The sequence below is a fragment of the Streptomyces sp. JLSY215 genome (genome assembly GCF_059682825.1).
Genome location: NZ_CM185022.1, coordinates 2011210 through 2035271 on the forward strand (window position 1 = coordinate 2011210; position 24062 = coordinate 2035271).

Annotated in this window: 18 protein-coding genes; 3 read left to right on the forward strand and 15 right to left on the reverse strand. The window is 72.8% G+C overall.

The window, feature by feature from the left end; all coding sequences use genetic code 11:
* Positions 1–364: 364 nt before the first annotated feature.
* From AC5677_RS09045 to pyrG, 10 genes are all read right to left on the reverse strand, one after another.
* A complete protein-coding gene (locus tag AC5677_RS09045) occupies positions 365–1381 on the reverse strand; it encodes an ADP-ribosylglycohydrolase family protein (RefSeq protein ID WP_497194504.1) in 1017 nt (338 codons plus the stop codon).
* Positions 1382–1504: 123 nt separating this feature from the next.
* Positions 1505–2665, reverse strand: a complete 1161-nt coding sequence (locus AC5677_RS09050; protein WP_497194505.1) for a pseudouridine synthase — start codon at positions 2663–2665, stop codon at positions 1505–1507.
* On the reverse strand, positions 2665–3381 hold the full coding sequence (gene scpB / locus AC5677_RS09055; RefSeq protein WP_497194506.1) for an SMC-Scp complex subunit ScpB: 717 nt from the start codon (positions 3379–3381) through the stop codon (positions 2665–2667). The genes AC5677_RS09050 and scpB overlap by 1 nt, the downstream gene beginning before the upstream one ends.
* Positions 3378–4481, reverse strand: a complete 1104-nt coding sequence (locus AC5677_RS09060) for a segregation and condensation protein A (RefSeq protein ID WP_497194507.1) — start codon at positions 4479–4481, stop codon at positions 3378–3380. The genes scpB and AC5677_RS09060 overlap by 4 nt, the downstream gene beginning before the upstream one ends.
* 28 nt (positions 4482–4509) lie before the next feature.
* Positions 4510–5160, reverse strand: coding sequence for a hypothetical protein (locus AC5677_RS09065; protein WP_497196547.1), 651 nt, complete (start codon positions 5158–5160; stop codon positions 4510–4512).
* On the reverse strand, positions 5157–6173 hold the full coding sequence (locus AC5677_RS09070; protein WP_046928739.1) for a ParA family protein: 1017 nt from the start codon (positions 6171–6173) through the stop codon (positions 5157–5159). The genes AC5677_RS09065 and AC5677_RS09070 overlap by 4 nt, the downstream gene beginning before the upstream one ends.
* Before the next feature lie 501 nt (positions 6174–6674).
* On the reverse strand, positions 6675–7790 hold the full coding sequence (gene ald / locus AC5677_RS09075) for an alanine dehydrogenase (protein WP_497194508.1): 1116 nt from the start codon (positions 7788–7790) through the stop codon (positions 6675–6677).
* 166 nt (positions 7791–7956) lie between these two features.
* Positions 7957–10167 carry a tetratricopeptide repeat protein gene (locus AC5677_RS09080; RefSeq protein WP_497194509.1) on the reverse strand — a complete coding sequence of 737 codons (2211 nt, stop codon included), beginning with the start codon at positions 10165–10167 and terminating at the stop codon, positions 7957–7959.
* A gap of 170 nt (positions 10168–10337) precedes the next feature.
* A complete protein-coding gene (locus tag AC5677_RS09085) occupies positions 10338–10964 on the reverse strand; it encodes an NUDIX domain-containing protein (RefSeq protein ID WP_497194510.1) in 627 nt (208 codons plus the stop codon).
* A 97-nt stretch (positions 10965–11061) separates the two neighbouring features.
* Complete coding sequence (pyrG, locus tag AC5677_RS09090; RefSeq protein ID WP_497194511.1) at positions 11062–12717, reverse strand: CTP synthase; 1656 nt, start codon at positions 12715–12717, stop codon at positions 11062–11064.
* 398 nt (positions 12718–13115) lie between these two features.
* Here pyrG and AC5677_RS09095 point away from each other — a divergent pair, with 398 nt between their 5' ends.
* Entirely contained in the window at positions 13116–14930 is a 1815-nt protein-coding gene (locus AC5677_RS09095; RefSeq protein WP_497196548.1) for a glycoside hydrolase family 15 protein, read from the forward strand.
* Positions 14931–15391: 461 nt separating this feature from the next.
* Here AC5677_RS09095 and AC5677_RS09100 read toward each other — a convergent pair whose 3' ends face one another.
* The 3 genes from AC5677_RS09100 to AC5677_RS09110 all read right to left on the reverse strand — a co-directional run bounded on the left by AC5677_RS09100 (position 15392) and on the right by AC5677_RS09110 (position 19123).
* Positions 15392–16852, reverse strand: coding sequence for an MFS transporter (locus AC5677_RS09100; protein ID WP_497194512.1), 1461 nt, complete (start codon positions 16850–16852; stop codon positions 15392–15394).
* Positions 16853–16925: 73 nt separating this feature from the next.
* Positions 16926–18128, reverse strand: a complete 1203-nt coding sequence (locus AC5677_RS09105) for a beta-1,3-glucanase family protein (RefSeq protein WP_497194513.1) — start codon at positions 18126–18128, stop codon at positions 16926–16928.
* On the reverse strand, positions 18125–19123 hold the full coding sequence (locus AC5677_RS09110) for a glycoside hydrolase family 16 protein (protein WP_497194514.1): 999 nt from the start codon (positions 19121–19123) through the stop codon (positions 18125–18127). The genes AC5677_RS09105 and AC5677_RS09110 overlap by 4 nt, the downstream gene beginning before the upstream one ends.
* Before the next feature lie 210 nt (positions 19124–19333).
* Here AC5677_RS09110 and AC5677_RS09115 point away from each other — a divergent pair, with 210 nt between their 5' ends.
* Both AC5677_RS09115 and AC5677_RS09120 read left to right on the forward strand, forming a co-directional pair.
* A complete protein-coding gene (locus AC5677_RS09115) occupies positions 19334–20395 on the forward strand; it encodes a LacI family DNA-binding transcriptional regulator (RefSeq protein ID WP_497194515.1) in 1062 nt (353 codons plus the stop codon).
* A 120-nt stretch (positions 20396–20515) separates the two neighbouring features.
* Positions 20516–22150 (forward strand): PucR family transcriptional regulator, encoded by a 1635-nt coding sequence (locus AC5677_RS09120; RefSeq protein WP_497194516.1) that lies wholly within the window; start codon positions 20516–20518, stop codon positions 22148–22150.
* Positions 22151–22294: 144 nt separating this feature from the next.
* On the opposite strand, the gene AC5677_RS09125 is transcribed toward AC5677_RS09120, so the two are convergent.
* Complete coding sequence (locus AC5677_RS09125; protein WP_497194517.1) at positions 22295–23062, reverse strand: NAD(P)-binding domain-containing protein; 768 nt, start codon at positions 23060–23062, stop codon at positions 22295–22297.
* 256 nt (positions 23063–23318) lie between these two features.
* Positions 23319–23981 (reverse strand): LysE family translocator, encoded by a 663-nt coding sequence (locus AC5677_RS09130; RefSeq protein ID WP_497194518.1) that lies wholly within the window; start codon positions 23979–23981, stop codon positions 23319–23321.
* Between the last annotated feature and the right edge of the window lie 81 nt (positions 23982–24062).

Genomic DNA, 24062 nt, shown 5'->3' on the forward strand with positions numbered 1-24062 from the left:
CTTCGGCTTGCCCGCCGTGGGGGTGTCTCACCATTGCGCCTGCGGCGGGCGGTGGTCGCTGCGCGAGGCTGTTCGGCAGCGGGACCGGGCCTCCGGACTCCGTCCTGCGGCCCGCCCCCTCCCCGATGGGGGTAGGGAGAAGGACGGTGGGGGCGGACGTCGGTGGTCAGGTGCGCCCGGTGGACACGACCACCTGCACCTGAACACGAAACGTCCGCCCCCACCGACCTCTTCCACCCACCCACGGGAGGGGCCACCCCGCAGGACGAAGTCCGGAGGGGTGGCACCGCACCCGACAAACCCACGCCCGCCGCAGGCGCAACGGCGAACAACCAGCGCGGCGCCGCAGACGACAACGTGCGGATCAGCAATCCCACGCCGCCCCGAGCGCCACCAGGTCGTCGCGGTACTCGACGCGGGCGGCCCACTCCGTGGGCCAGGCGTCGGCGCCCAGGTGGGCGCCGGCGAACGCGCCGGTGAGGCAGGCGATCGAGTCGGAGTCGCCGGAGGTGCAGGCGGCGCGGCGCAGGGCGGTGAGGGGCTCGTCGGGGAAGAGCAGGAAGCAGAGCAGGCCGGTGGCCAGTGCTTCCTCCGCGATCCAGCCGGCGCCGGTGGCGAGGCAGGGGTCGGTCTCCTGGTCCGGTGTGGCCAGGGCCGCGTCCAGGCGGTCCAGGACGCCGAGGCACTCGTCCCAGCCGCGCGCGGTGAACGACTCCGGTGAGGGGTCCTGGGCGCGCCGCCAGAGGTCGCCGAGCCAGTCCTCCCGGTAGTCGGTGCGGTGGGCGTGGGCATGGGCACGCAGCAGGCCGGTGAGCTCGGCGGGCCGGGCGCCGTCGGCGAGGGCCCGTACGGCGTACGCGGTCAGGTCGCTGGCGGCGAGCGCCGTGGGGTGGCCGTGGGTGAGCGCGGACTGGAGCTGGGCGGCGCCGGAGCGCAGGCGCGGGCCGAGGCCCGGCGCGAGCCCGATGGGCGCGACCCGCATATTGGCGCCGCAGCCCTTGGAGCCGATCTGACTGGCCGCGGCCCACGGCCGGTCCTCGTCGGCGAGCAGCTGGCAGGCGCGCAGGCAAGTGTTGCCGGGCGCCCGGTTGTTGTCGGGTGAGCGCCACCAGTCGACGTACTCCTCGCGCACCGGGCCGGCGAGGCTCTGCGGTGTGAGCTCGCCGCGCTCCATGGCCGTCCGCAGGCCGCGTCCGAGCGCCAGCGTCATCTGGGTGTCGTCGGTGACGAAGGCGGGCCTGGGCAGGCTCATCTCCCGCCAGGGTCCGGACTTGGCGAGGATCGACGGTACGTCGTGGAACTCGGTCGGGAAGCCGAGCGCGTCACCGAGCGCGAGCCCGATGAGCGATCCGGTCGCGGCGGACGCCGTCCCTGTCCCCATGGTTGCCCCCATGAAAAAACCACCCCTTAATGTCATGATGACGTTAAGGGGTGGTCCTCCGGTGCCGCAAGCGGTTTCGGCCGGGGTCGTTTCCTTCCGGGCCGGTCCGTCGGGCGGGTCCGGCTAGAGCTCGACCTCGCGCATCAGCATCCCGACCTCCGTGTTGGTCATCCGGCGCAGCCAGCCCGACTTCTGGTCGCCCAGCGCGATCGGGCCGAAGGCCGTCCGGACCAGCTTGTCGACCGGGAAGCCGGCCTCGGCGAGCATCCGGCGCACGATGTGCTTACGGCCCTCGTGGAGGCTGACCTCGACGAGGTAGTTCTTGCCGGTGTTCTCCACGACCCGGAAGTGGTCGGCGCGGGCGTAGCCGTCCTCCAGCTGGATGCCGTCCTTGAGCTGCTTGCCCAGGTCGCGCGGGAGGGGGCCCTGGATGGCCGCCAGGTAGGTCTTCTTGACGCCGTAGCGCGGGTGGGTCAGGCGGTGGGCCAGCTCGCCGTGGTTGGTGAGCAGGATGATGCCCTCGGTCTCGGTGTCGAGGCGGCCGACGTGGAAGAGCCGGGTCTCGCGGTTGGTGACGTAGTCGCCGAGGCACTGGCGGCCGTCGGGGTCCTCCATGGTGGAGACGACGCCGGCCGGCTTGTTGAGGGCGAAGAAGAGGTACGACTGGGTGGCGACCGTCAGGCCGTCGACCTTGATCTCGTCCTTCTCCGGGTCGACCCGGACGCCCTGCTCCGTGACGATCTTGCCGTTGACCTCGACGCGCGCCTGGTCGATCAGCTCCTCGCAGGCCCGCCGCGAGCCCATGCCGGCCCTGGCCAGCACCTTCTGCAGCCGCTCGCCCTCCTGCTCGGCGCCGGGGAAGGTCTTGGGGGTCTTGACCTGCGGCTTGTTGTGCCGGGCGCGGTTGCGCTCCTCGATCTGGGCGTCGTACTCGCGGGGCCGCGCCGGGGCCTGGCCGCGGCCGCGCTGCGGGCCACCGCCCTTGCCTGCCGGACGGGCTCCCTTGGAGGCGGCGCCCGTACGGGGACCGCCCTTGGCGCCGCCACGGGCGGCCGCGCCCCGGCTGCCGCCGCTCTTGGGGCCGCCGCGGTCGTCCCTGCGGTCCGCGGAGCCGCCGGATCCGCCCACGTCGTAGCGGCGCTCCTCGGGGCGGGGGCGGCCGGCACGCTGCTGCTTGTCGTCCCGCTTTCCGCCGGCCTTCGGCCGGGAGGGGCCGCCGTCCGCGCCGCGGTAGTTGCCCCGACCGCTGCCGCTGTCCCTGTTGTTCCTGCCGCTGCTTCGCATCAATGATCCGTCTGAGAGTCGCCGCTGTCGTCTACGTCGAACGACGGAATACCTTCCGGGGAGTCGCCCTCGACCGCGTCCGCCTCCGGGAGGAACGGTGCGAGCTCAGGGAGCTCGTCCAGGCCGCGCAGGCCCATCCGCTCCAGAAAGTAATTCGTCGTCCTGTACAGGATCGCACCTGATTCAGGTTCCGTCCCCGCCTCCTCCACCAGGCCGCGCTGGAGGAGCGTGCGCATCACACCGTCACAGTTCACGCCGCGTACGGCCGAGACTCGGGAACGGCTGACCGGCTGACGGTACGCGACCACGGCCAGAGTCTCCAATGCGGCCTGCGTGAGGCGGGCCTGCTGGCCGTCCAGGACGAAGCTCTCGACCGCGTCGGCGTACTCGGCGCGGGAGTAGAAACGCCAGCCGCCGGCCACCAGGCGCAGGTCGAAGCCGCGGCCCTGGCGGGCGTAGTCGTCGGACAGCTCGCGCAGCGCGAGGGCCACCGCCCGGCGCGGCCGCTGGAGGACCTTCGCCAGGTGTTCCTCGGTCGCGGGCTCGTCGACGACCATGAGGACGGCCTCCAGGGCGGGCTTGAGCGCCAGCTCGGCGACGCCGAGCGCTCCGGTGGGCGCCGGGCCCCCGGACTCCGCGGGCCCGGCCTCCTGGACCTCGTACGCCTCCTCGTGGGCGCCGTACGCGTCCTCCTGGGCCCCGTGCACGCCGGTCATGCGCTCTCCTCGCTCTCGCGCTCCTGGGGATCCGCCGCCGGCTCCCCCGCGGGCCTGTCGAACTCGTCCGTCACGACCGGCCGGGCCCCCGCCGCGCCCGTCCAGCGGACCGTCAGCGTCCCCAGAGCCTCCTCCTGGTCCAGGAGGACCACCCGCTCCCGGTAGAGCTCCAGCAGCGCCAGGAAGCGCGCCACGACGGTGAGGGTGTCCGGGGCGTCCTCGACCAGCTCCTGGAAGCCGGCCTCGCCCGCCGCGCGCAGCCGCGCCATCACCACCTCGGCCTGCTCGCGCACGCTCACCAGCGGCGCGTGGATGTGGTCGACATAGACCTGTGGTTTCGCCTTGGGCCGCATCGCCTTCACGGCCAGCCTGGCGAACCCTTCCGGCCCGATGCTGATGACGACCTCGGGCAGCAGCTCGGCGTGTTCCGGCTCCAGCCCGACGGTACGGGGGTAGCGGCGCGCCTCGTCGGCCAGCCGTTCGCTGAAGATGTCCGCGATCCGTTTGTAGGCGCGGTACTGGAGCAGCCGCGCGAAGAGCAGGTCACGGGCCTCCAGCAGCGCGAGGTCGGCCTCGTCCTCCACCTCGGCGGCGGGCAGCAGCCGGGCGGCCTTGAGGTCCAGCAGGGTCGCCGCGACGACCAGGAACTCGGTGGTCTGGTCCAGGTCCCAGTCCGGCCCCATGGCCCGGATGTGCGCCATGAATTCGTCGGTGACCTTCGACAGCGCGACCTCGGTGACGTCCAGCTTGTGCTTGGAGATCAGCTGCAGGAGGAGGTCGAAGGGGCCCTCGAAGTTGTCCAGCCGGACGGTGAATCTGCCGTCGCCGACGGGCTCGGCGGCAGAGGCGGCGGGGGCGACGGAGGTGTCGGACGTGGCGGGAGTGTCGGACGCGACAAGGGTGTCGGCGGCGTCCGGTGCGGCGGCGTCCTGCGGCCCGGCCGGGGCCGGCGGTTCGTCCTGGGGGGCCGGCGGCCCAGGAGGGGCGGCCGTCCCGTCCGCCGGGACCTCCGGCGGCTCCTGCGCCGGACCCGTCCCCGGGCCGGCCCCCAGAGGGCGGCGGGCGCGGGGAGCGGGGGCGTGGTCGTTCGTCGTCGGCATCGAAGGGGCAGGCTATCGGGTTACGCGCCTAGCGCCCGCGCAGCCGCCGCACCAAGATGCTGGCGTCCCCGCGCGACTCCAGGTCGGCGAGCACGACGGCGACCGCCTCGCGGACGATCCGGCCGCGGTCGACGGCCAGGCCGTGTTCGCCGCGGAGCACCAGGCGGGCGTGTTCGAGGTCCATGAGCTCCTCGGCGGAGACATAGACGGTGATCTTCTCGTCGTGCCGTTCGCGGCCGCTGGGGCGGCGGTTGGCGCCCCGCCCGGCGCCGCGGCGGCGGGACCCTGCGCCGTTCTGCGCGACCGCCGCCGCTCCCGCGGCTCCCGCGGCTCCCTCTTGGCTCGTCTGTCCCGGCGGGGGCCGGTGGCCCTTGGGGGCCTCCGCGTCCGCCGCGCGGCCGCTGTGCTCGGCCGGGGAGGACCCGGCGGGCGCGGGGGCGCGGCCGGGGACCGGGCCGCCGTCGGCGGCCGGAGGGTCGGCATGCCGTACGGCGCCGGGCGCCCCGGCCGCCTCGGCTCCCGGATCGGCCTCACCGGCCGGTGCGGGTACCCGGGGCGCCTCGCCGGTCGCCGGGGAGCCGCCCGCCGGGGAGCCGTTCGCCGGCCGGCGGGGCGGCGAGGACTGCAGTCCCGTCCCCCCGGTGGTGCGGAACAGTTCGTCGGCTCCGGGCAGACTCACTCGGCGTGACACCGGGCGAGCACCTCCCTGGCGAGCTGGCGATAGGCGGCGGCACCAACGGAGTTGGAGGCGTACGTCGTGATCGGCTCGCCCGCGACGGTGGTCTCCGGGAAGCGGACCGTACGGCCGATGACGGTGTGGTAGACGTGGTCGTCGAAGGCCTCGACGACGCGCGCCAGGACCTCGCGGCTGTGCACGGTGCGCGAGTCGTACATCGTCGCCAGGATGCCGTCCAGCTCCAGTTCGGGGTTGAGCCGTTCCTGGACCTTCTCGATCGTCTCGGTCAGCAGCGCGACGCCGCGCAGCGCGAAGAACTCGCACTCCAGCGGCACGATGACCTTATGAGCGGCCGTCAGGGCGTTGACGGTGAGCAGGCCGAGGGAAGGCTGGCAGTCGATGACGATGTAGTCGTAGTCGGCCAGCAGCGGCTTCAGGGCGCGCTGCAGGGTCGACTCGCGCGCGACCTCGCTGACCAACTGCACTTCGGCCGCTGACAAATCGATATTGCTGGGCAGCAGGTCCATGTTGGGGACCGCCGTCTTGAGGAGGACCTCGTCGGCCGACATGCCCCGCTCCATGAGCAGGTTGTAGACCGTCAGGTCGAGCTCCATCGGGTTGACGCCGAGTCCGACCGACAGGGCTCCCTGCGGGTCGAAGTCGACGAGCAGCACCCGTCGTCCGTATTCGGCGAGTGCGGCACCCAGGTTGATGGTCGAGGTGGTCTTGCCGACCCCGCCCTTCTGGTTGCACATCGCGATGATTTTGGCGGGGCCGTGGTCGGAGAGCGGTCCCGGGATGGGGAAGTACGGGAGCGGGCGACCGGTCGGGCCGACGCGTTCGCGGCGCTGGCGGGCCGCGTCGGGCGCGAGTGTCGCCGCGTACTCGGGATCCGGTTCGTACTCCGCGTCCGGATCGTAGAAGTGCCCCTCGGGCAGGTCGTCGTAGTCGGCGAGACGGGCGGGATCTCCACTGCCCCGGTCGCCGGCCATGGCGTTCACGTGATGGCCGTCCATACTCTGGTGGGCTGTCGAGGAAGTGCTCTGGTGGGCTGCGAAGGTGTGGACCGCGACGGAGCCGACAGCCTCGAGCCCCGAGGGACCCTGGCCCCGTGCAACCGCTCCTGGCCGTCCGCCTCCGGGAGTAAATGTCGACTCATTCACAAGTCGTCTTACCTCCTTGGATGTGACCAGGAAACTTATCGATAGGTCAGCGTGGCACCATGCCGACGGTTGGCGACTCTATGGCGTGTCGGGCGTTCGCAGCAACACAATCCACCGGACCCGGCACGATGTGTCGGTAACGGAACCCCTCAATGTCAAGGGCGCAGGCGGTATCCGCCCGATGTTTCGGGGGGTCGCGAATCGGTTAAAGGGTTACGTTCACGGCGAGTTGGGAGCCCGACGGCCGACGGCCGGTCCACGGCGTGTCGCACATACGACCGGCCGGGCCTTGTCGACAAGGCCCGGCCGGATGTACAGCAATTTGACGGTTCGACGCGCTGGATTGACGCGCTATCAGCCGAGGAGCGTGCGCAGCTCCACCGACTCGAGGCCGTGCGCCTCGGCGACCTCGGGGTAGACGACCTTGCCGTCGTGGGTGTTCAGACCCTTCGCCAGCGCCGGGTCACGGCGCAGCGCCTCGACCCAGCCGCGGTTCGCCAGCTCCACGATGTAGGGCAGCGTGGCGTTGGTGAGCGCGTAGGTGGAGGTGTTCGGCACCGCACCGGGCATGTTGGCGACGCAGTAGAAGACCGAGTTGTGGACCTCGAAGGTCGGCTCGGCGTGCGTGGTGGGACGCGAGTCCTCGAAGCAGCCGCCCTGGTCGATCGCGATGTCGACAAGGACACTTCCGGGCTTCATCTTGGCGACGAGCTCGTTGGTGACCAGCTTCGGGGCCTTGGCGCCCGGGATCAGGACCGCACCGACGACGAGGTCGGCCTCGACGACGGCCTTCTCCAGCTCGAAGGCGTTGGAGACGATCGTCTGCACCTTGGTGCCGAAGATCTTGTCGGCCTCACGGAGCTTGTTGATGTCCCGGTCGAGCAGGGTGACGTGGAAGCCGAGGCCCACCGCGATCTGCACGGCGTTCCAGCCGGAGACGCCACCGCCGATGACGACGGCCTTGCCCGCCTGGACACCCGGGACGCCGCCCGGCAGCACGCCGCGGCCGCCGGCCTGACGCATCAGGTGGTAGGCGCCGACCTGCGGGGCGATACGGCCCGCGACCTCGGACATCGGGGCGAGCAGCGGCAGCGCGCGGCCGGCCGTCTCGACGGTCTCGTAGGCGATGGCGGTGGTGCGGGACTCCAGGAGGGCGTCCGTGCACTCCTTGGAGGCGGCCAGGTGCAGGTAGGTGAAGAGCGTCTGGTCCTTGCGGAGGCGGTGGTACTCCTCCGCGATCGGCTCCTTGACCTTCAGCAGCAGGTCAGCGGTGCCCCAGACCTCGTCGGCGGTGTCGAGGATGGTGGCGCCGGCGGCGACGTACTCCTCGTTCGTGATGGACGAGCCGAGACCGGCGTCCTTCTCGATGACGACCTGGTGGCCGTGGCGGACGAGCTCGTGGACACCGGCGGGCGTGATGGCCACGCGGAACTCGTTGTTCTTGACCTCGCGGGGGATACCGACCTTCACGTCGATCACGGTCCTTAAAAGAGCTTGCAGGAGGAATTATCCCCTCATGCGTTGCATGACGGAACTGACCGCGCCGAACGCGGCCCACCCAGTCTATTGAAGGAGCTCTTCTTGTCTAGCCTTGTAAAGCAATAATTCTCGCCAGCACCACTACCGATTTCGTAGGTCAGTCGGGGTGATCTTCGAGAAGTCGCTCTCCAGCGGCACGATGGAGCCGTGCCGCAGCAGGGTCGCCGAGCCGTTCGAGGGTGTCCGCAATCCGTAGTTGCAGTGCCGCCTCCAGCCGTGCATCGCCCGCTTTCCGGACGGTTTCGAGGGTCGTCCGGTAGGTGCGCAACGCCTCTTCGGGCGCTCCCGCACACTCCTGTACGTGGGCCAGCTCACCGGTCGCCCGCGCCTGGCCCGCAAGATCACCGGCCCGCCGGTAGGTGCGCGCGGCGGTCCGCCACTCCCTGAGCGCCTCGTCCCACCGGCCCGCCTGGGCGTGCGCGCCGCCGATCCGGCCGTGCAGCCGCGCCGCGTCCGCCGGCTCGCCCCGGGCGAGCCGCAGCTCCAGCGCCCGCCCGTACCAGTCCGCGGCCCGCTGCCAGTCGCCCAGCTCGCCGTACATACCGCCGAGCGACTCCAGCGCCCGCCCGGTGGCCACCGGGTCGTCCGCCGAGCGGGCCGCCTCCAGGGCGCCGCGGTAGCGGGTGAGCGCCCCGGCGGTGCGTCCGGCCAGCGCGTCCAGGTCCGCGAGATTGAGCAGCGCGGCGGCCGTCTCGCGCGGCAGCCGTCGCCGCTGGGCGACCTCGAGGACGAGGCCGTGCAGCGCGTAGAGGTCGGGTGCGGCCTCCTCGGGGCCCTGGTGGGCGAGCAGCGTACGGGTCAGCGCGGCCATCAACCGCCGGTCCAGGGTGTCGAGTTCACCGTCCGCGACGGCGATCCGGGCGGCGTCCAGCAGCACCGGCCGCCGGCCGCGCAGCCAGGCCGCGGCGGCGGCCCGCGAGGGGAAGCGCAGCGAGCGCGGGAGCCCGGCGACCTTCAGGCGCGCGGGCGACCCGGGCTCCTCGCTCATCGCCCGGCACGACACCAGCAGCCGCACGGTGCGCTGCAGCATCCGGGCGCGGGCCAGCTGGATGTCGGCGGGCCGCTCGTGCTCCTCCAGCAGCGTGCGCAGGAAGGGGGCGAGGCAGCCGGGCACCCGGTACTGGGGGTGTCCGGCGGCGCCGTCGGGGGCGGCGGCCGCCGGCTCCTGCCCGCCCCGGGGCTCGTGGCCCCTCCCCCACTCCCGACTCCGCTCGAGCGGGGGGACCCCCATGTGCAGGGAGGTCCCGCCGTCCGGCCGCAGCAGGCCCAGCGCGGCGAAGTCCGCCAGCGCCGCCCCGGCCGTGGAGACCGAGCAGCCGGCCAGCGCGGACGCGGTGGGCGCGTCCACCAGGCAGCCCGGGGCCAGGACGGTCAGCCGCAGTATCCGGGCGGCGGGCGGCGGCAGCGCGTCGTACACGAGCCGGAAGGCGCGGACCAGCGGGCGGGCGCCGCTGGGGACGCCGTCGGGCAGCGGGACGGCGGCCAGCGCCTGGTACAGGTCGGCGAGCGAGGACTTGGGGCGGTCGGCGAGCCAGCCGCCGGCCAGCACCAGAGCGGCGGGCTGGCCGGCGCACTTCTCGGCGACCGCGTCGGCGGTGCGCGGGTCGACGGTGATCCGGGTCGGCCCGGCGTAACGGGCGAGGATCTCGACGGCGGCCGCGGTGTCCAGGCCGCCCAGGGTGCACGGCCGGACATCGGAGATGCCGGTCAGCGGCCCCTGGGAGACCACCACGACCAGGCAGTCCGGGGCGTCCGGCAGCAGCGGCTCGACGTGTTCGGCGCCCGGGGCGTCGTCCAGGAAGAGCAGCGCGCGGCGTCCGGCGAGCGCGCCGCGCAGCAGCTCGCTCAGCTCGTCCTCGGCGGCGCCGGGCGGGGCGGTCGTGCCGAGCGCGTCGAGCAGTTCGCGGGCGATGGTCGCGGGGGCGGCCGCCTCGTCGTCCCGGCCGGTGAGGGTGACGCGCAGCACCCCGTCGGGGTAGTCGGCGGCGAGCTCGCGCACCAGTGCCTCGGCGAGCGCCGTGCGGCCGGAGCCGGGCCGGCCGGCGATCAGGAGGACGCGGCTGCGGGTGCCCCGGCGGCCGGTGAGGGTGTCCAGGCCGGTGCGTTCGATGTCGGCGCGGAGCGCCTTGAGCTCACGGCGGCGGCCGGCGATCCGGGCGACGGCGGGCGGCGCGGCGGGCGCGGGGAGGGTGGCGCCGTCCCGGCGGGGCCCCGATGCCCGCCGGGACGGCGCGGCCATGGCGCCCCCGGCCGGCCGGCTGGTCGCCTCCGGCGGGCGTTGCCCGTCGCCCACCGCCTGATCCCTCACCGGCCTCGCTCCCGTCCACCTGCGCGTACGACCCCGCCGCGATCGCCGACGGGATCACAGCCGAGCGTAGTTCACGATCCGTCACCACCCGCGCCCAGCAGGGCGGTTGAGTCACTCGATCGGAACAGCAGATCATCTGACCGGTACGGAAGGGGCCCGTTACCGGCCGGTCAGCCCTCGAAGGGGCGGGCCGGCCACGGCGCGTCGGCCGGCCGCAGCGCGTCCAGGCCCGCGCCGCGCTGGGCCGCGGCCAGCGCCAGCACCCCCACCACCAGGCAGTTGTTGTGCAGCTCCCCGGCGAGCGCGCCGCGCACCAGCTCGTCGTGCGCGACCCTCGCCAGCTCCATGTCGGCCTCTTCCTCGGAGACCTCGAACCGCTCCCCCTCCGCCTCGGACAGATCCCGGGCGAGGAAGATCCGGACGGCCTCGTCGCAGCCGCCGGGCGTGGTGTAGACGTCGGTCAGCACCCGCCAGTCCTCGGCCTTGACGTGCGCCTCCTCGTACAGCTCGCGCTGGGCGGCGTGCAGCGGGTTCTCGCCGGGGATGTCGAGCAGCCCCGCGGGGATCTCCCACAGCCTCTGGCGTACGGGGTGGCGGTACTGGCGCAGCACCAGCACCCGGCCCTCGCCGTCGAGGGCGAGCACGGCCACCGAGCCGGGGTGGACCTGGTAGTCGCGCGTGACGGTGGTGCCGTCGGGCATGACGACCTCGTCGGTGCGCACGCTGGTCTTGTTCCCGGTGAACGGCGTCGCGGTCGCGGTGACCGTCCACTCCTCCGGGGTGTCCTTGATCGCCATGGCCCGTCCTCCTGTATGTGCCGTACCGACGCAGAAACCGGGGCACGACCTCGCAGAACGAGGCGTGCCCCGGCAACCGTATCCGTCGTGCGGTCCGCTACTTCGCGGCACCCGTCTTCCGCGCGACCGCGGCCTTCACCAGCCCGGCGAAGAGCGGGTGCGGGCGGGTCGGGCGGGAGCGCAGCTCCGGGTGCGCCTGGGTGGCGACCAGATAGGGGTGCACCTCGCGCGGGTACTCGACGTACTCGACGAGCTTGTTGTCCGGGGAGGTGCCGGAGAACTGCAGTCCGGCCTGCTTCTCCAGCTCACCGCGGTAGGCGTTGTTGACCTCGTAGCGGTGGCGGTGGCGCTCCTCGACGTAGGGGGCATCGCCGTACACCTCGCGGACGATCGAGCCCTCGGCGAGCTTGGCGGGGTACATACCCAGCCGCATCGTGCCGCCCATATCGCCCTCACCTGCGACGATGTCCATCTGCTCGGCCATCGTGGAGATCACCGGGTCGGCGGCACCCGGGTCGAACTCGGTGGAGTTCGCGCCCTTGATGCCGGCGAGGTTGCGGGCCGCCTCGATGACCACGCACTGCAGGCCCAGGCACAGGCCCAGCAGCGGCACCTTGTTCTCGCGGGCGTAGGTGATGGCGCCGACCTTGCCGTCCACACCGCGGTCGCCGAAGCCACCGGGGATGCAGACCGCGTCGCAGTCGGCGAGCTGCTCGGCGGCGCCCGCCGGGGTCCGGCAGTCGTCGGAGGTGACCCACTTGAGCTTGACGCGGGTCTTGTTCGCGAAGCCGCCGGCGCGCAGCGCCTCGGTGACCGAGAGGTAGGCGTCCGGCAGGTCGATGTACTTGCCGACCAGCGCGACCTTCACCTCGTGGTCGGGGTTGTGGACGCGGTCGAGCAGGTCCTCCCACTGGGTCCAGTTCACATCGCGGAAGGGCAGGTCCAGCTTCCGGACGACGTAGGCGTCCAGGCCCTCCGTGTGCAGCACCTTCGGGATGTCGTAGATGGACGGCGCGTCGATGGCCGCGACCACCGCCGCCTCGTCGACGTCGCACATCAGCGAGATCTTGCGCTTGATGGCGGTCGGCACCTCGCGGTCGGCGCGCAGCACGATCGCGTCGGGCTGGATACCGATGTTGCGCAGCGCGGCGACGGAGTGCTGGGTCGGCTTGGTCTTCAGCTCGCCGGACGGGCCGATGTAGGGGAGCAGCGAGATGTGCACGACGAAGACGTTGTCGCGGCCGACCTCGTGGCGCACCTGGCGGACGGTCTCCAGGAACGGCAGCGACTCGATGTCGCCGACCGTGCCGCCGACCTCGGTGATCACGACGTCGACGTCGTCGGTCGCCATCCGCCGGATGCGGTGCTTGATCTCGTTGGTGATGTGCGGGATGACCTGCACGGTGTCGCCGAGGTACTCGCCGCGCCGCTCCTTGGCGATCACGGTGTTGTAGACCTGGCCGGTGGTGACGTTCGCGGAGCCGTCGAGGTCGACGTCCAGGAAACGCTCGTAGTGGCCGATGTCGAGGTCGGTCTCGGCGCCGTCGTTGGTGACGAACACCTCACCGTGCTGGAACGGGTTCATCGTTCCGGGGTCGACGTTCAGGTACGGGTCGAGCTTCTGCATCGTGACCCGCAGGCCGCGCGCCTTGAGGAGCGCACCCAGGCTGGAGGCGGTGAGCCCCTTGCCCAGCGAGGAGGCGACGCCCCCGGTGACGAAGAGGTGCTTGGTCGTCGAGGATTTGGGCGGCATGGCCAAGAGGGGGCTCCCGTGGTCGCGAGGTGGAGAGGTGCGAAGCGGCGCCGTCCCGGGTTTTCAGGGGTGCCGTCGCTGCGGTTCGGGGGTTCTCGTGCCCACCGGTCCACGGGGTACCAGGCTATCAGCGACCGGGCATGGTCGCGCCCGGCCACGCATGGCCGATTCCATGTGACGGCCATGTAACGCCTGCCACCCGATCGGACCACCCCACTCCTTGCGAGCGTCGCGCGGAACGCTCATCTGCGTCGTATCCTGCTCGGACACTCGCTTACGAGCCGCCCGGGAAGGCACCACCCCCGCCCGATTTCCGGTCCCGCAGCTCGGCGACGTTTCATGGGCAGGACGGACAGCACATACGTCCCATGGGGGGCGTGACTCCAGTTCGACGGGAGATGCACGTGGCCGGGCGCATCGAGGACTACGCACTCATCGGCGATATGCAGACGGCCGCTCTAGTGTGCCGCGACGGCACCGTCGACTGGCTGTGTCTGCCCCGCTTCGACTCGCCCGCGGTCTTCGCGGGGCTGCTGGGCACCGAGGAGCACGGTTTCTGGCGGATCGGTCCGGCCTACGGCCCCGGCGCCGGTCCCAGGGCCGCCGACCGCCGCCGCTACCGCGGCGACTCCCTGGTGCTGGAATCCGAGTGGGACACCCCGCGCGGCACGGTACGGGTGATCGACTTCATGCCGCCGCGGGACGGCGCCCCGCAGGTGATCCGCATCGTGGAGGGCGTCAGCGGCCGCGTGCCGATGCGCTCGGAGCTGCGGATGCGGTTCGCCTACGGCTGGGTGGTGCCCTGGGTCCACAAGGTGGACGGCCGCACCGTGGCGGTCGCCGGGCCCGACTCCGTATGGCTGGACACCGAGGCCGAGACCTACGGCAAGCATCTGACGACCTACTCCGACTTCACCGTCTCCCCCGGCGACCGGATCGCCTTCACGATCAGCTGGGAGCCCTCGCACAAGCAGCCGCCCGCCCTGGCCGAGCCGGAGTCGTCGCTGGTGGCCACCGAGGACTTCTGGCGCGAGTGGGTCGAGCACTGCACGTACCACGGCCCCTACCGCGACGCCGTGGTCCGTTCCCTGATCACCCTCAAGGCGCTGACCTACGCCCCCACCGGCGGCATCGTCGCCGCGCCGACGACCTCCCTGCCGGAGTGCATCGGCGGCGTCCGCAACTGGGACTACCGCTTCACCTGGCTCCGCGACGCCGCGATCACCCTCTCCTCCCTCCTGCGCACCGGCTACCGCGAGGAGGCCCGCGCCTGGCGCGAATGGCTGCTGCGGGCGGTGGCCGGCGACCCGGAGAACCTCCAGATCATGTACGGCATCGCCGGCGAGCGGGAGCTGGGCGAGAACGACCTCAACTGGCTTCCCGGATACGAGAATTCGCAGCCCGTACGGGTCGGCAACGGCGCCGCCGGACAGCTCCAGCTGGACGTCTACGGCGAGGTCACCGAGGCCCTGCACCTGGCGCACATGACCGGGCTGGCCCGTAACGACTACGCCTCCGTCCTCCAGCTCAAGCTGATCCAGTGGGTGGAGAAGCACTGGGACGAGCCCGACGAGGGCATCTGGGAGGTCCGCGGCCCGCGCCGGCACTTCGTCCACTCCAAGGTCATGACCTGGGTCGCCGTCGACCGCACCGTCAAGCTGATCGAGTCCGGCGACGTCGACGGACCGCTGGAGCGCTGGAAGGACCTGCGCGAGACGATCCACCGGGACGTGTGCGAGAAGGGTTACGACAAGGAGCGCAACACCTTCACCCAGTCCTACGGCTCCCAGGAACTGGACGCCTCGCTGCTGCTCATCCCCCAGATGGGCTTCCTGCCGCCGGACGACAAACGCGTCATCGGCACCATCGAGGCGATCCAGCGGGAACTGTCCACGGAGGACGGCTTCATCCTGCGCTATCCGACATCGGGCGAGGACGACCTCGGTGTGGACGGTCTGGAGGGCGAGGAGGGCGCGTTTCTCGCCTGCTCCTTCTGGCTCGCCGACGACCTGGCGATGATCGGCCGGGTGGAGGAGGCCCGCAAGCTCTTCGAGAAGCTGCTCTCGCTCCGCAACGACCTGGGCCTGCTCGCGGAGGAGTGGGACTCCCGGCTCCAGCGGCAGGTGGGCAACTTCCCGCAGGCGTTCAGCCATGTCCCGCTGATCGACACGGCACTGCGGCTGACGGCCAGCGGGGCGTATGGGGGTGGCTAGTCGCTGCGCTTGGCTTGGGCCCCACGTAGTCGACTTCCCCACCGTGGGGGTTCGCCGCCGTAGCGCCTGCGGCGGGCGGTGCCGCTTGCGCGGGGCTGTTCGGCTGCGGGACCGGGCCTCCGGACTCCGTCCTGCGGCCCGCCCCCTCCCCGTTGGGGGTGGAGAGGAGGACGGTTGGGGGTGTACGTCGGTGGTCAGGTGCACCCGGTGGACACAACCACCTGCACCCGACACGAGACGCCCGCCCCCACCGGCTCTTCCCACCCACCCACGGGAGGGGCCACCCCGCAGGACGAAGTCCGGAGGGGTGGCACCGCACCCGACAAACCCACGCCCGCCGCAGGCGCAACGGCGAGAACAAACCACGGCGGGACAGCCGACGACATACGGCCCCGGCAAAGCGCAGCGAAGGGGCGCAACGGCGAACAACCACCGCGGCGCCGCAGACGACAACGTGGGGTTCACCCCGCGCCACGCGGCGCGAGCGCAAGGACGGCGACCGGCAGAATCAGCAGTACCACGGCCGCGTTCAGCCCCCCGTAGCCGATGAGCGCGACGAGGCCCCCGGCCAGTGCGCCGCCGCCCGCTCCGGCCAGGTTCATCAGGGTGTCGGCGAGGCCCTGGACCTCGGAGCGGTGCCCGGCCTCGGTGGACTCGGTCAGCAGCGTCGAACCGGCGACGGTGGCGCAGGACCAGCCCAGGCCCAGCAGGAACAGGCCGGTGGCGGTCGGCCCTTGGGCGCCGCCCGCGGTGCCGGCGACGGCGACCGCGCAGAGCAGCACGACCTGTCCGGCGAGGATGACGCGGATCCGGCCGATCCGGTCGGTGAGCCAGCCGACGAGGGGCGAGAGCGCGTACATCCCGGCGATGTGCAGGCTGATGGTGAAGCCGACGACGCTCAGCCCCGCGCCGTGGTGGGTGAGGTGGATCGGCGTCATGGTCATCACGGACACCATGGCGGCGTGTCCGAGGATGACGGCGACCAGACCCAGCCGCGCCCCGGGGACGGCGCGGACGTGCCGGAGGGCGGCGGCGAGACGGGCGGTGAACGGGGCGCCGGGTCCGGACCCGGCGGCCGGTGCCGTAGCGGGGGAAGCGTCCGCCGTACGTGCCAGGGCGGCCGCGAGGAGCAGCGGGTCGGGGCGCAGCAGGAGCAGGATCAGCGCCCAGCCGATCAGGAACGCGCCGACCGAGAAGACGAAGGTGCCCGCCTCTTCGGGCAGGCCCAGGGCGCGGGCGACCGGCTCGCCGGGGCCGCTGAGGTTGGGGCCGATGACGCTGCCGGCCGTGGTGGCCCAGACGACGAGGGACAGGGCGCGGGCCCGGTGGGCGTCCTCGGCGAGATCGGCGGCCGCGTAGCGGGACTGGAGGTTGGCGGCGGTGCCGGAGCCGATGAGGAGCATGCCGGCGAGCATCAGGGGAATCCAGCCGAGCCGGGCCGCGGCCAGTACCAGCAGCGAGCCCGCGGCACCGAGCAGCCAGCCGGCGCCGAGGCCGGCGCGGCGGCCCCGGGAGCGGGAGAGCGCGGCGAGCGGGATGCCGAGGAGCGCCGCGCCGAGGGTGGTGCAGGTGGTCGCGAGGCCCGCGGTGGCCTCGGATCCGGTGAGCCGGCCGACCAGCAGGGAGCCGGAGGAGAGCATCGAGCCCATCCCGATCCCGGCCACGATCTGCGCGGACATCAGGACCCGGACGGTGCGCCGCTGCACGGTGGCAACGGTCGCGGGGTCCGGGTCCTGACCTATGAGGTGGTGGGCCTGGGGGCGGTGGGATATCGGGTGCCCGGCCTGGGGGTGGTGGGCTGCGGCGTCCCGGGCTCGGTGCGCGGGCTCGCCGTCCGGGGACGGACCGTCGGCGGGACACTCGCCGTCGGCGGGATCGCCGCCGTCGACGGGGCCATTGCGGGTTTGCGCGGTACCTGACATACGGCACAGGGTACGGAGGCGCGGGCCCGCGCGGGGGTGTGCCGGAGCGGGAGCGTTGCGGGGCGGGGCCGCGTCAGAACGGGGTGAGCGTGAGGGTGAGCTCCTTGGGGGCGCCGTCCTCGATGTACGAGGCGAACCCGCCGACGTCGTCGAAGGCGAAGCCGTACGCCCTGCCGTCCTGGGTCGCCGCGTGCATGGCCCGCGCGTAGTGGTTGGTCAGCCGCTCCTGGTAGAAGGCCGCCGGGTCGGTGGTGGGCTGGGCGGCGTGCGCGGTGAGCGTGGAACGGTTGAGGGCGGCGCCCAGAACGGCGGCGATCGGGCCGAGGGTGGCGTCGTTGGGGGCGGCGAGGGTCCCGTCGCAGAAGAGGACGTCACGGGTGGAGGGCTTGTCGAACGCGACCGTGCCGGCGGGGGCGGCGGTGTGGCCCTCGCGGCCTTGGGGGCCGGTGAAGGTGAGCTTGCCGCCGCCGACCCGCCCGGTGAACGTGCCCGCGTTCGTCGTCACGGCCAGGTCCTTGGACTCGTACACGGACCAGGCCTCGTCGATGGCCGGCGCGAGATGGTCCTTGTCGAACAGTCCGCTGTCCAGGCCGTGGCCCGGGGCGATCACACGGGTGTCGCCGATGACCAGACGGTCGAACCCCTCGGCGCCCTTGACGTCCGAGAAGACCTTGGCGCGGGCGCCGTCCTTGAGCGTGCCGGTGGTCTGCTCCTTGGCGCCGCTGAGCTTGATCGCGAGCGGCACGCTGAACATGTCGACCATGGTGGTGTTGCAGTACATCCCGCCGGAGTTGTACGTGAACTCGGCGCAGTCGTGCAGCACGCCGAAGTTGGGGTCGGCGGAGACCCAGCCCGCCGGATAGGCCAGCGCCGCCTTGCCGTTGCCGTCCTCGACGGCCTTGAACTTGAGCTTGTTGCCGAGCGCGGTGTAGATCCGGCCGGACATCCGGGGCAGTTGGAGGGTCGTGCTCCCGCTTGCGGCGAGGGGTATGGCGTAGTCGGTGAATCCGTCCGGACCGTTGTCGGCGAGCGCGACGGGCCTGAGTTCGCCGTCGGGCGTGACATGCACCTGCTGCGTACCGTCGTTGCCCACTATGTAGATCCAGACCGAGGAATTCGCGTACTCCCCGGTGTTGTTGACGAGGTGCAGCGGCAGACCGGCGGCGGCACCGCGGCCGGGGGCCGGGCTGCCGAGGGCGCGGCCGGCGAGGGCCAGGCCGGACGCGGCGGCGGCACCGGCGGCGAGGCCGCCGAGGAGGGTGCGGCGAGTGATCACGTTGCGGCTCCTTGCCGTGCGGTACGGGCGTGGGCGGACCGGGTGCGGGCGGGTCGGGCGACGGATACGGCGACGTGGTCGACGAGCAGCGAACCGCCGGAAGTGGTCGCGCCGGTGGGGGTGACGGTGCCCGCGACGCCGTCGGGGAAGCCGCCGCCCATGGCGAGGTTGAGCAGCAGGAAGTGGCCGTGGTGGGTGGCCTTCGCCCAGGTGTCGGCGTCCACCTCCGAGGCGTTGACGGTGTGGAACCGCTGCCCGTCCACGTACCAGTTCAGTGATTCCGCGGCGCTGTCGGTGCGGTCGAGCTCCAGCGCGTACGTATGGAATCCGGCCTGGCAGGCGGTGTCCGGGCACTCGCGTGATGCGCCCTTGCCCTGGGTCTCGTTGCAGGGCCCGCCGGGGTTGACGCCGCAGTGCAGCGTGCCCCAGACCTTGTTGACGCCGTTGACGTTCTCCATCACGTCGAATTCGCCGATGCCCGGCCAGTTCTGGTAGTTGCCGCGGTAGGCGTCGCCGAGCGTCCAGAACGCCGGCCAGTAGCCGAGCGCGGCGTCGCCGGAGACGGCGGGCATCCGGATGCTCGCCTCGATGCGCAGCTTGCCGCCGGCCGGTGCCGCGAAGTCGGTACGGCGGGTCTCGATCCGGCCCGAGGTCCAGTTGCCGCCGGGGTCCTTAAGGGCGGTGATCTTGAGATGGCCCGCGCCGTCGAGCTGGAGGTTCTCGGGGCGGTCGGTGTAGGTCTGGCGCTCGCCGGTGCCCCAGTTGGCCGGGCCGCCCGGGTAGCCGGTGCCGGTGTCGGTGATCCAGTCGCCGGCGGCGGGCGGCGTCCCGGCGGCGCCGTCGAAGTCGGTGCGCCAGACGTCCTCGAAGGGGGCGGGAAGAGCTTTCGCGGGGGGCGCCTTCGCGGGGCGGGCCGCCGCGGCCGACGCCGTCGGCGCGGTGAGGGACGGGGCGGCCAGGAGTGCGGCGCTCGCGGCGAAGAGCACCGCTCTCACGCCGCTTCTTCTGCCCGCTCGCACGCTCCGGCTCACACTTCTGCCGATATTCATGCCCATGACATTCTCCTCGCACGGTGGGGGGTAGTGAGGAGTTCTGAAGGGGTACGCGGCATGAGAGCGCTCTCACGCCGCATCCAAGGGGAACCCTGCCGACTCGGCGGCATACCGTCAAGTCATCGCGGAGTAAAAGGAGTTGGAAGGTGCCGGATGACCTCTGAACCCAACGGGGCCCGTGGGACGCACGGCCCCCGGCCGACGCTGGAGGCCGTCGCGGCGCGCGCCGGGGTCTCCCGGGCGACGGTCTCCCGCGTGGTCAACGGCGGCAGGGGCGTCCGGACGGCGGTCCAGGAGCGGGTCCGCCAGGCGGTGGCCGAGCTGGGATACGTACCGAACAGCGCGGCCCGCTCCCTGGTCACCCGCCGCACCGGCGCGGTGGCCGTGATCATCGCCGAGCCGGAGACCCGGGTGTTCTCCGACCCGTTCTTCGGCCGCCAGCTGCGCGGCATCAGCCGCGAACTGTCCGCCGCGGACACCCAGCTCCTGCTGCTGTTCGTCGAGGACCGCGACGACTACGGCCGGATCGGGCGCTATCTGGCGGCCGGACACGTCGACGGCGCGCTGATGTTCTCGCTGCACGACGACGATCCGCTGCCCGCCCTGGCCGAACGCGCCGGGCTGCCCACGGTCTACGGCGGCCGCCCCGGCTGGGCGGGCGCCGACCGCGTACCGGGGCCGCTCTATGTCGACACCGACAACCGCGACGGTGCCCGTCAGGCCGTACGCCACCTCCTCGCCCGCGGCCGCCGCCGGATCGCCGTCATCACCGGCCCCCTCGACCAGACCTCCGCGCTGGACCGCCTGGACGGCTACCGCGACGCCCTGGGCATCGCGGAGCCGGACCCGCGGCTCCGCGCGGACGGCAGATTCACCGCCCAGGGCGGCGAGCGCGCCATGGCCGAACTCCTCGACGCCGCGCCCGACCTGGACGCCGTCTTCGTCTGCTCCGACCTGATGGCGAACGGCGCGCTGCGCACCCTGCGCGCCCGCGGGCGCCGGGTCCCGCACGATGTGGCGGTGGTCGGCTACGACGATCTCGAGCCCGCGGTCTGGGCGGACCCGCCGCTGACCACGGTGCGGCAGGACGTCGAGGAGATGGGCCGGCTGATGGCGCGCCTTCTGCTGCGGCGGCTGGGGGGCCGGGCGGCGGAGGCCGGGGAGCTCGCACCGGTGATCATGGAGGCGACGCTGGTGATCCGCGAATCGGCGTGAGGGGCCGGTGCCCGCGCCCGCCTGCCCGCTTCCGGTGCTCGCGCCCGCAGCCCGCTCCCGGCGCCCGGCCATCCGGACCATGTGACTCCGGATAGTGGACTACGGGTACCGTTCGTCGCCATGGGGCCGGAAGCAAAAGTCGAAGCCGAGATCACGGTACGCAGGGCGCTGGAGCTGCCCGCGCTGCGGCGCGGCCTGCCGGAGGTACTGGCCGGTGAGGACCGGCTGGACCGGCCGGTGCGCTGGGTGCACGCGGGCGAGGTGCCGCATATCGCCTCGCTGCTCAAGGGGGGCGAGCTGCTGCTGACCACCGGCCTGGGGCTGGGCACCCGGCCGTCGGAACAGCGCGCCTTCATCCGCAAGCTCGCCGACCGCGAGATCGCCGCTCTCGTCGTGGAGCTGGGCTCTCGTTTCGAATCGCTGCCCTCGGCACTGATCGACAGCGCCCGGGTCTGCGGCCTGCCGCTGATCCAGCTGCACCGCGAGGTCCCGTACGTCGCCGTCACCGAAGCCATCCACACCGAGATCGTCAACAGCCACTACGCGCTGCTGCGCCGGGCGGACGAGATCCTGCGCCGCTGCACGGACGTCCTGCTGCGCGGCGGCGGCGCCCCCGAGGTGCTCCGGCTGCTCGCCGTCTTCACCGGCAATCCCCTGTGCCTGGAGGCCCCCGACGGCAGCCCGCTCTACGCGGCGGGGCCGGGAAGCGGTGACGACGACGGGCCCGCCGAGGCCGACCCCCTGCTGGCCTGGGAGGGCCTGCGCGAGACCGGCGTACGCATCGACATCCCCGGCGGCGGCCCCGGCCCCGACGCCGTCCGCGCCCGCCTGGTCCTGCTTCCGGTCAACGCCCCGCTGGCGCCCGTCCACCGGATCGCCGCCGAACGCGCCGCCGACCTCCTCGCCGTGGTCATGCTCCAGTCCCGTCAGGAGGAGGTGCTGGCCGCCCGCGGGCGCGGCGACTTCCTGGCCGATCTGGCCGAGGGCCGCATCTCCGCGGCCGAGGCCCCCGGCCAGGCCCGCCTGCTGGGCTTCCGCCCCGGCGCGGAGGCCGTCCTCCCGGTCGTCATGCGGCTACCCTCCGGCCTCCCCTCCCCCGGCAGCTGGGCCCTGCTCGCCCAGGCGCTGCGCGAGGAACTCGCCGCCCCCGGGGTGGCCGTACTCCTCGGCGTACGGCCGGTGGAGAGCCGCGTCCCGATGCTCGTCTCCCTGCGCGCGGGCCAGGACCGCGAGGCGCTCGCCGACCGCATCGCCGAGGCCCTGCGCGCCGGAGTCGTCCGCGCGGGCCTCGACCGCCCGGCGGGGCACCGCCCCGTGGTCGTCGTCGGCACGGCGGGCGACTGGGCGGCCGCGGGCCCGGGGCTGCAGCACGCGGCGGAGGCGGCGGCCGCGGCCCAGGGCCTGCCCGAGCAACCCTGGTACGACGCGCGCCGCCTGGACATCGAGCTGCTGCTCTGGCGGATGCGCGAGCACGGCGAACAGGGCGTCCTGGCCGACTTCGTGGACCGCGCCATCGGCCCCCTGCTCGCCCACGACCGGGGCGCCCGCCAGCCGCTGCTGCCGACCCTGGAGGCCTATCTGGCCAGCGCGGGCCGCAAGGCGGAGACCGCCCGCGACCTGAACGTCAACCGCCAGACCCTCTACGACCGCCTGGCCCGTATCGCCCAGCTCCTGGGCACCGACCTGGACGACCCGCAAACGGTCCTGGGCCTGCGCCTGGCCCTGCGCGCCCGACGCCACACGGACAAGCCGTAGGCCCGCGGCCCAAGTCGTGGGCCCGCCGCTCAAGTCGTGGGCCCGCCGCCGGGGTCGGGCCCGCGAGGGGTGTGCGTCCGCGGACGTCACGTGCGGCGGCGGCAGCGGCTGCGCAGCGCCGACCGGCCGTCCCCGCCCACGTGACTACCTGAGGTCGGAGAGCAGCGCGTCCAGTGCTTTCCCCAGAGCCTCGGAGTTGGCCGTGTCGAACCAGGTGGTGCGGATGCGCTCGTTGATCCCCTTGGGCGTCTCGTGGTCGGCCGCGAGCCGTTGCAGGGAACGGGTCTCGTCGCCCAGGGAGCGCCCGATGCCCTGGAAGAGGCCGCGGAGGTAGCGCTCCGCGTCCTCGGACGCGATGCCCTGCCGGCCGGCCCAGGCGGTGAGCGTGGCCAGATAGCCGTAGTGGGTGCTCAGCGTGGCGGTCAGCGCGGAGAAGACGCTGAAGTCGGCTTCGTCGGCGACGGGCAGTGCCCCGCCGAGGCGGTCGAACAGGGCGTCCACGGCCGGGTGGGAGGGACAGGTGACGGTGACGGAACGGCGCTCGCGCACGGCGGGCAGCGGGATGGCGCGTACCAGCGGGGCTTCCGTGCCGAGCGTCCGGCGCAGCTCGTCGATACCGACGCCGGCCATGACGCTGACGACGACGGCCTCGCTGCCGACCCGCAGGCCGGCGAGGGCCTCGGCGCGGTGCTGCGGGCGGACGGCGAGCAGCACGAGCTCGGAGCGGTTCACCACGTCCTGGTTGTCGGCGCACACCCGCACGTTCGGATAGCGCCGGGACAGCTCGGCGGCGGTATGCGCTCCGCGGGGAGAGAGGAAGATCTCCGGCGGTTCCCCGACGCCGTCGCACAGGCCGTCCACGAGGGCGTGGCCGATCTCGCCCACGCCGATGATTCCGATGCGCTGCACCATGTCTCCCCACGTCTCCTTGTCATGTGCACCTGGCGTCCCCGGACTTCCGCCGTGACACCGCCTTGCCCCTGCCCCTGCCCCTGACCTTCTCCTTTACCTTTACCTTTACCTTTGCCTCACCACGGCACCACACGGCCCTCGCGCGTGCCGTCCGCTGCGACGCAGGCCGCCGGGGATCCGTCGGTGTCCCGGTCGGCGTCTCCGTCAGCGTCGAGGGCCATCGGCCCGGGGAAACGGAACGTCCGACGAGGGCCCGCTACCCGGCGACCGTCTCGGCCGCGGTGCCGACGCCGAGCGCCAGCAGGACCCCGCCCGTCGCCCGCTCCAGGTTGCGGTGGACGCGGGGCCGCCGCAGCCGGTCCAGCAGCCGGCCGGCGCAGCCCACGACCAGCAGCAGCCAGCCCGCCGCGATGAGCGCGTCCACGGCCCCCAGCAGCAGCGTCGCCCCCAGGACCGAGTGGCCCGCGGGCAGGAACTGCGGGACCACGGCGACGAAGAAGATGCCGACCTTGGGATTGAGCATGCAGCTCAACAGCCCCTGCCGGAAGGCGTGTACGGGACCGAGCCGTCCGGCGGTGGCGTCCTGCGTCTCCATCGGAGCGGGCGCGCCCGCGGCCCCGGCCGCCGCCCCGGAGCGGCGGTGGGCCCACAGCGCCTGCCCGCCCAGCACCACCAGATAGGCGGCACCCGCCAGCCGTACGACCGTGAACGCCGCATCCCACCGCTGCAGCGCCGCCGCGAGGCCGACCGCCGCGGCGACCGCCCAGGCGAGCGATCCGATCGCGGCGCCGATGGCCGTGGCGGCGCCGGTACGCCGTCCGCCCCGTACGCAATTGCGCAGCACCAGAAGGGTGTCGGGACCGGGAGTGACCGTCATGAGCAGGGCGAACAGTGCGAATCCCAGGACTGCGGCCGACACGGCGATCTCCTGTCGTAGGTCGTACGAGGGTTCCGTTGCGCCGACCCTATAAGGCGGTGTCCCCGCCGGATAAGGCGGTGT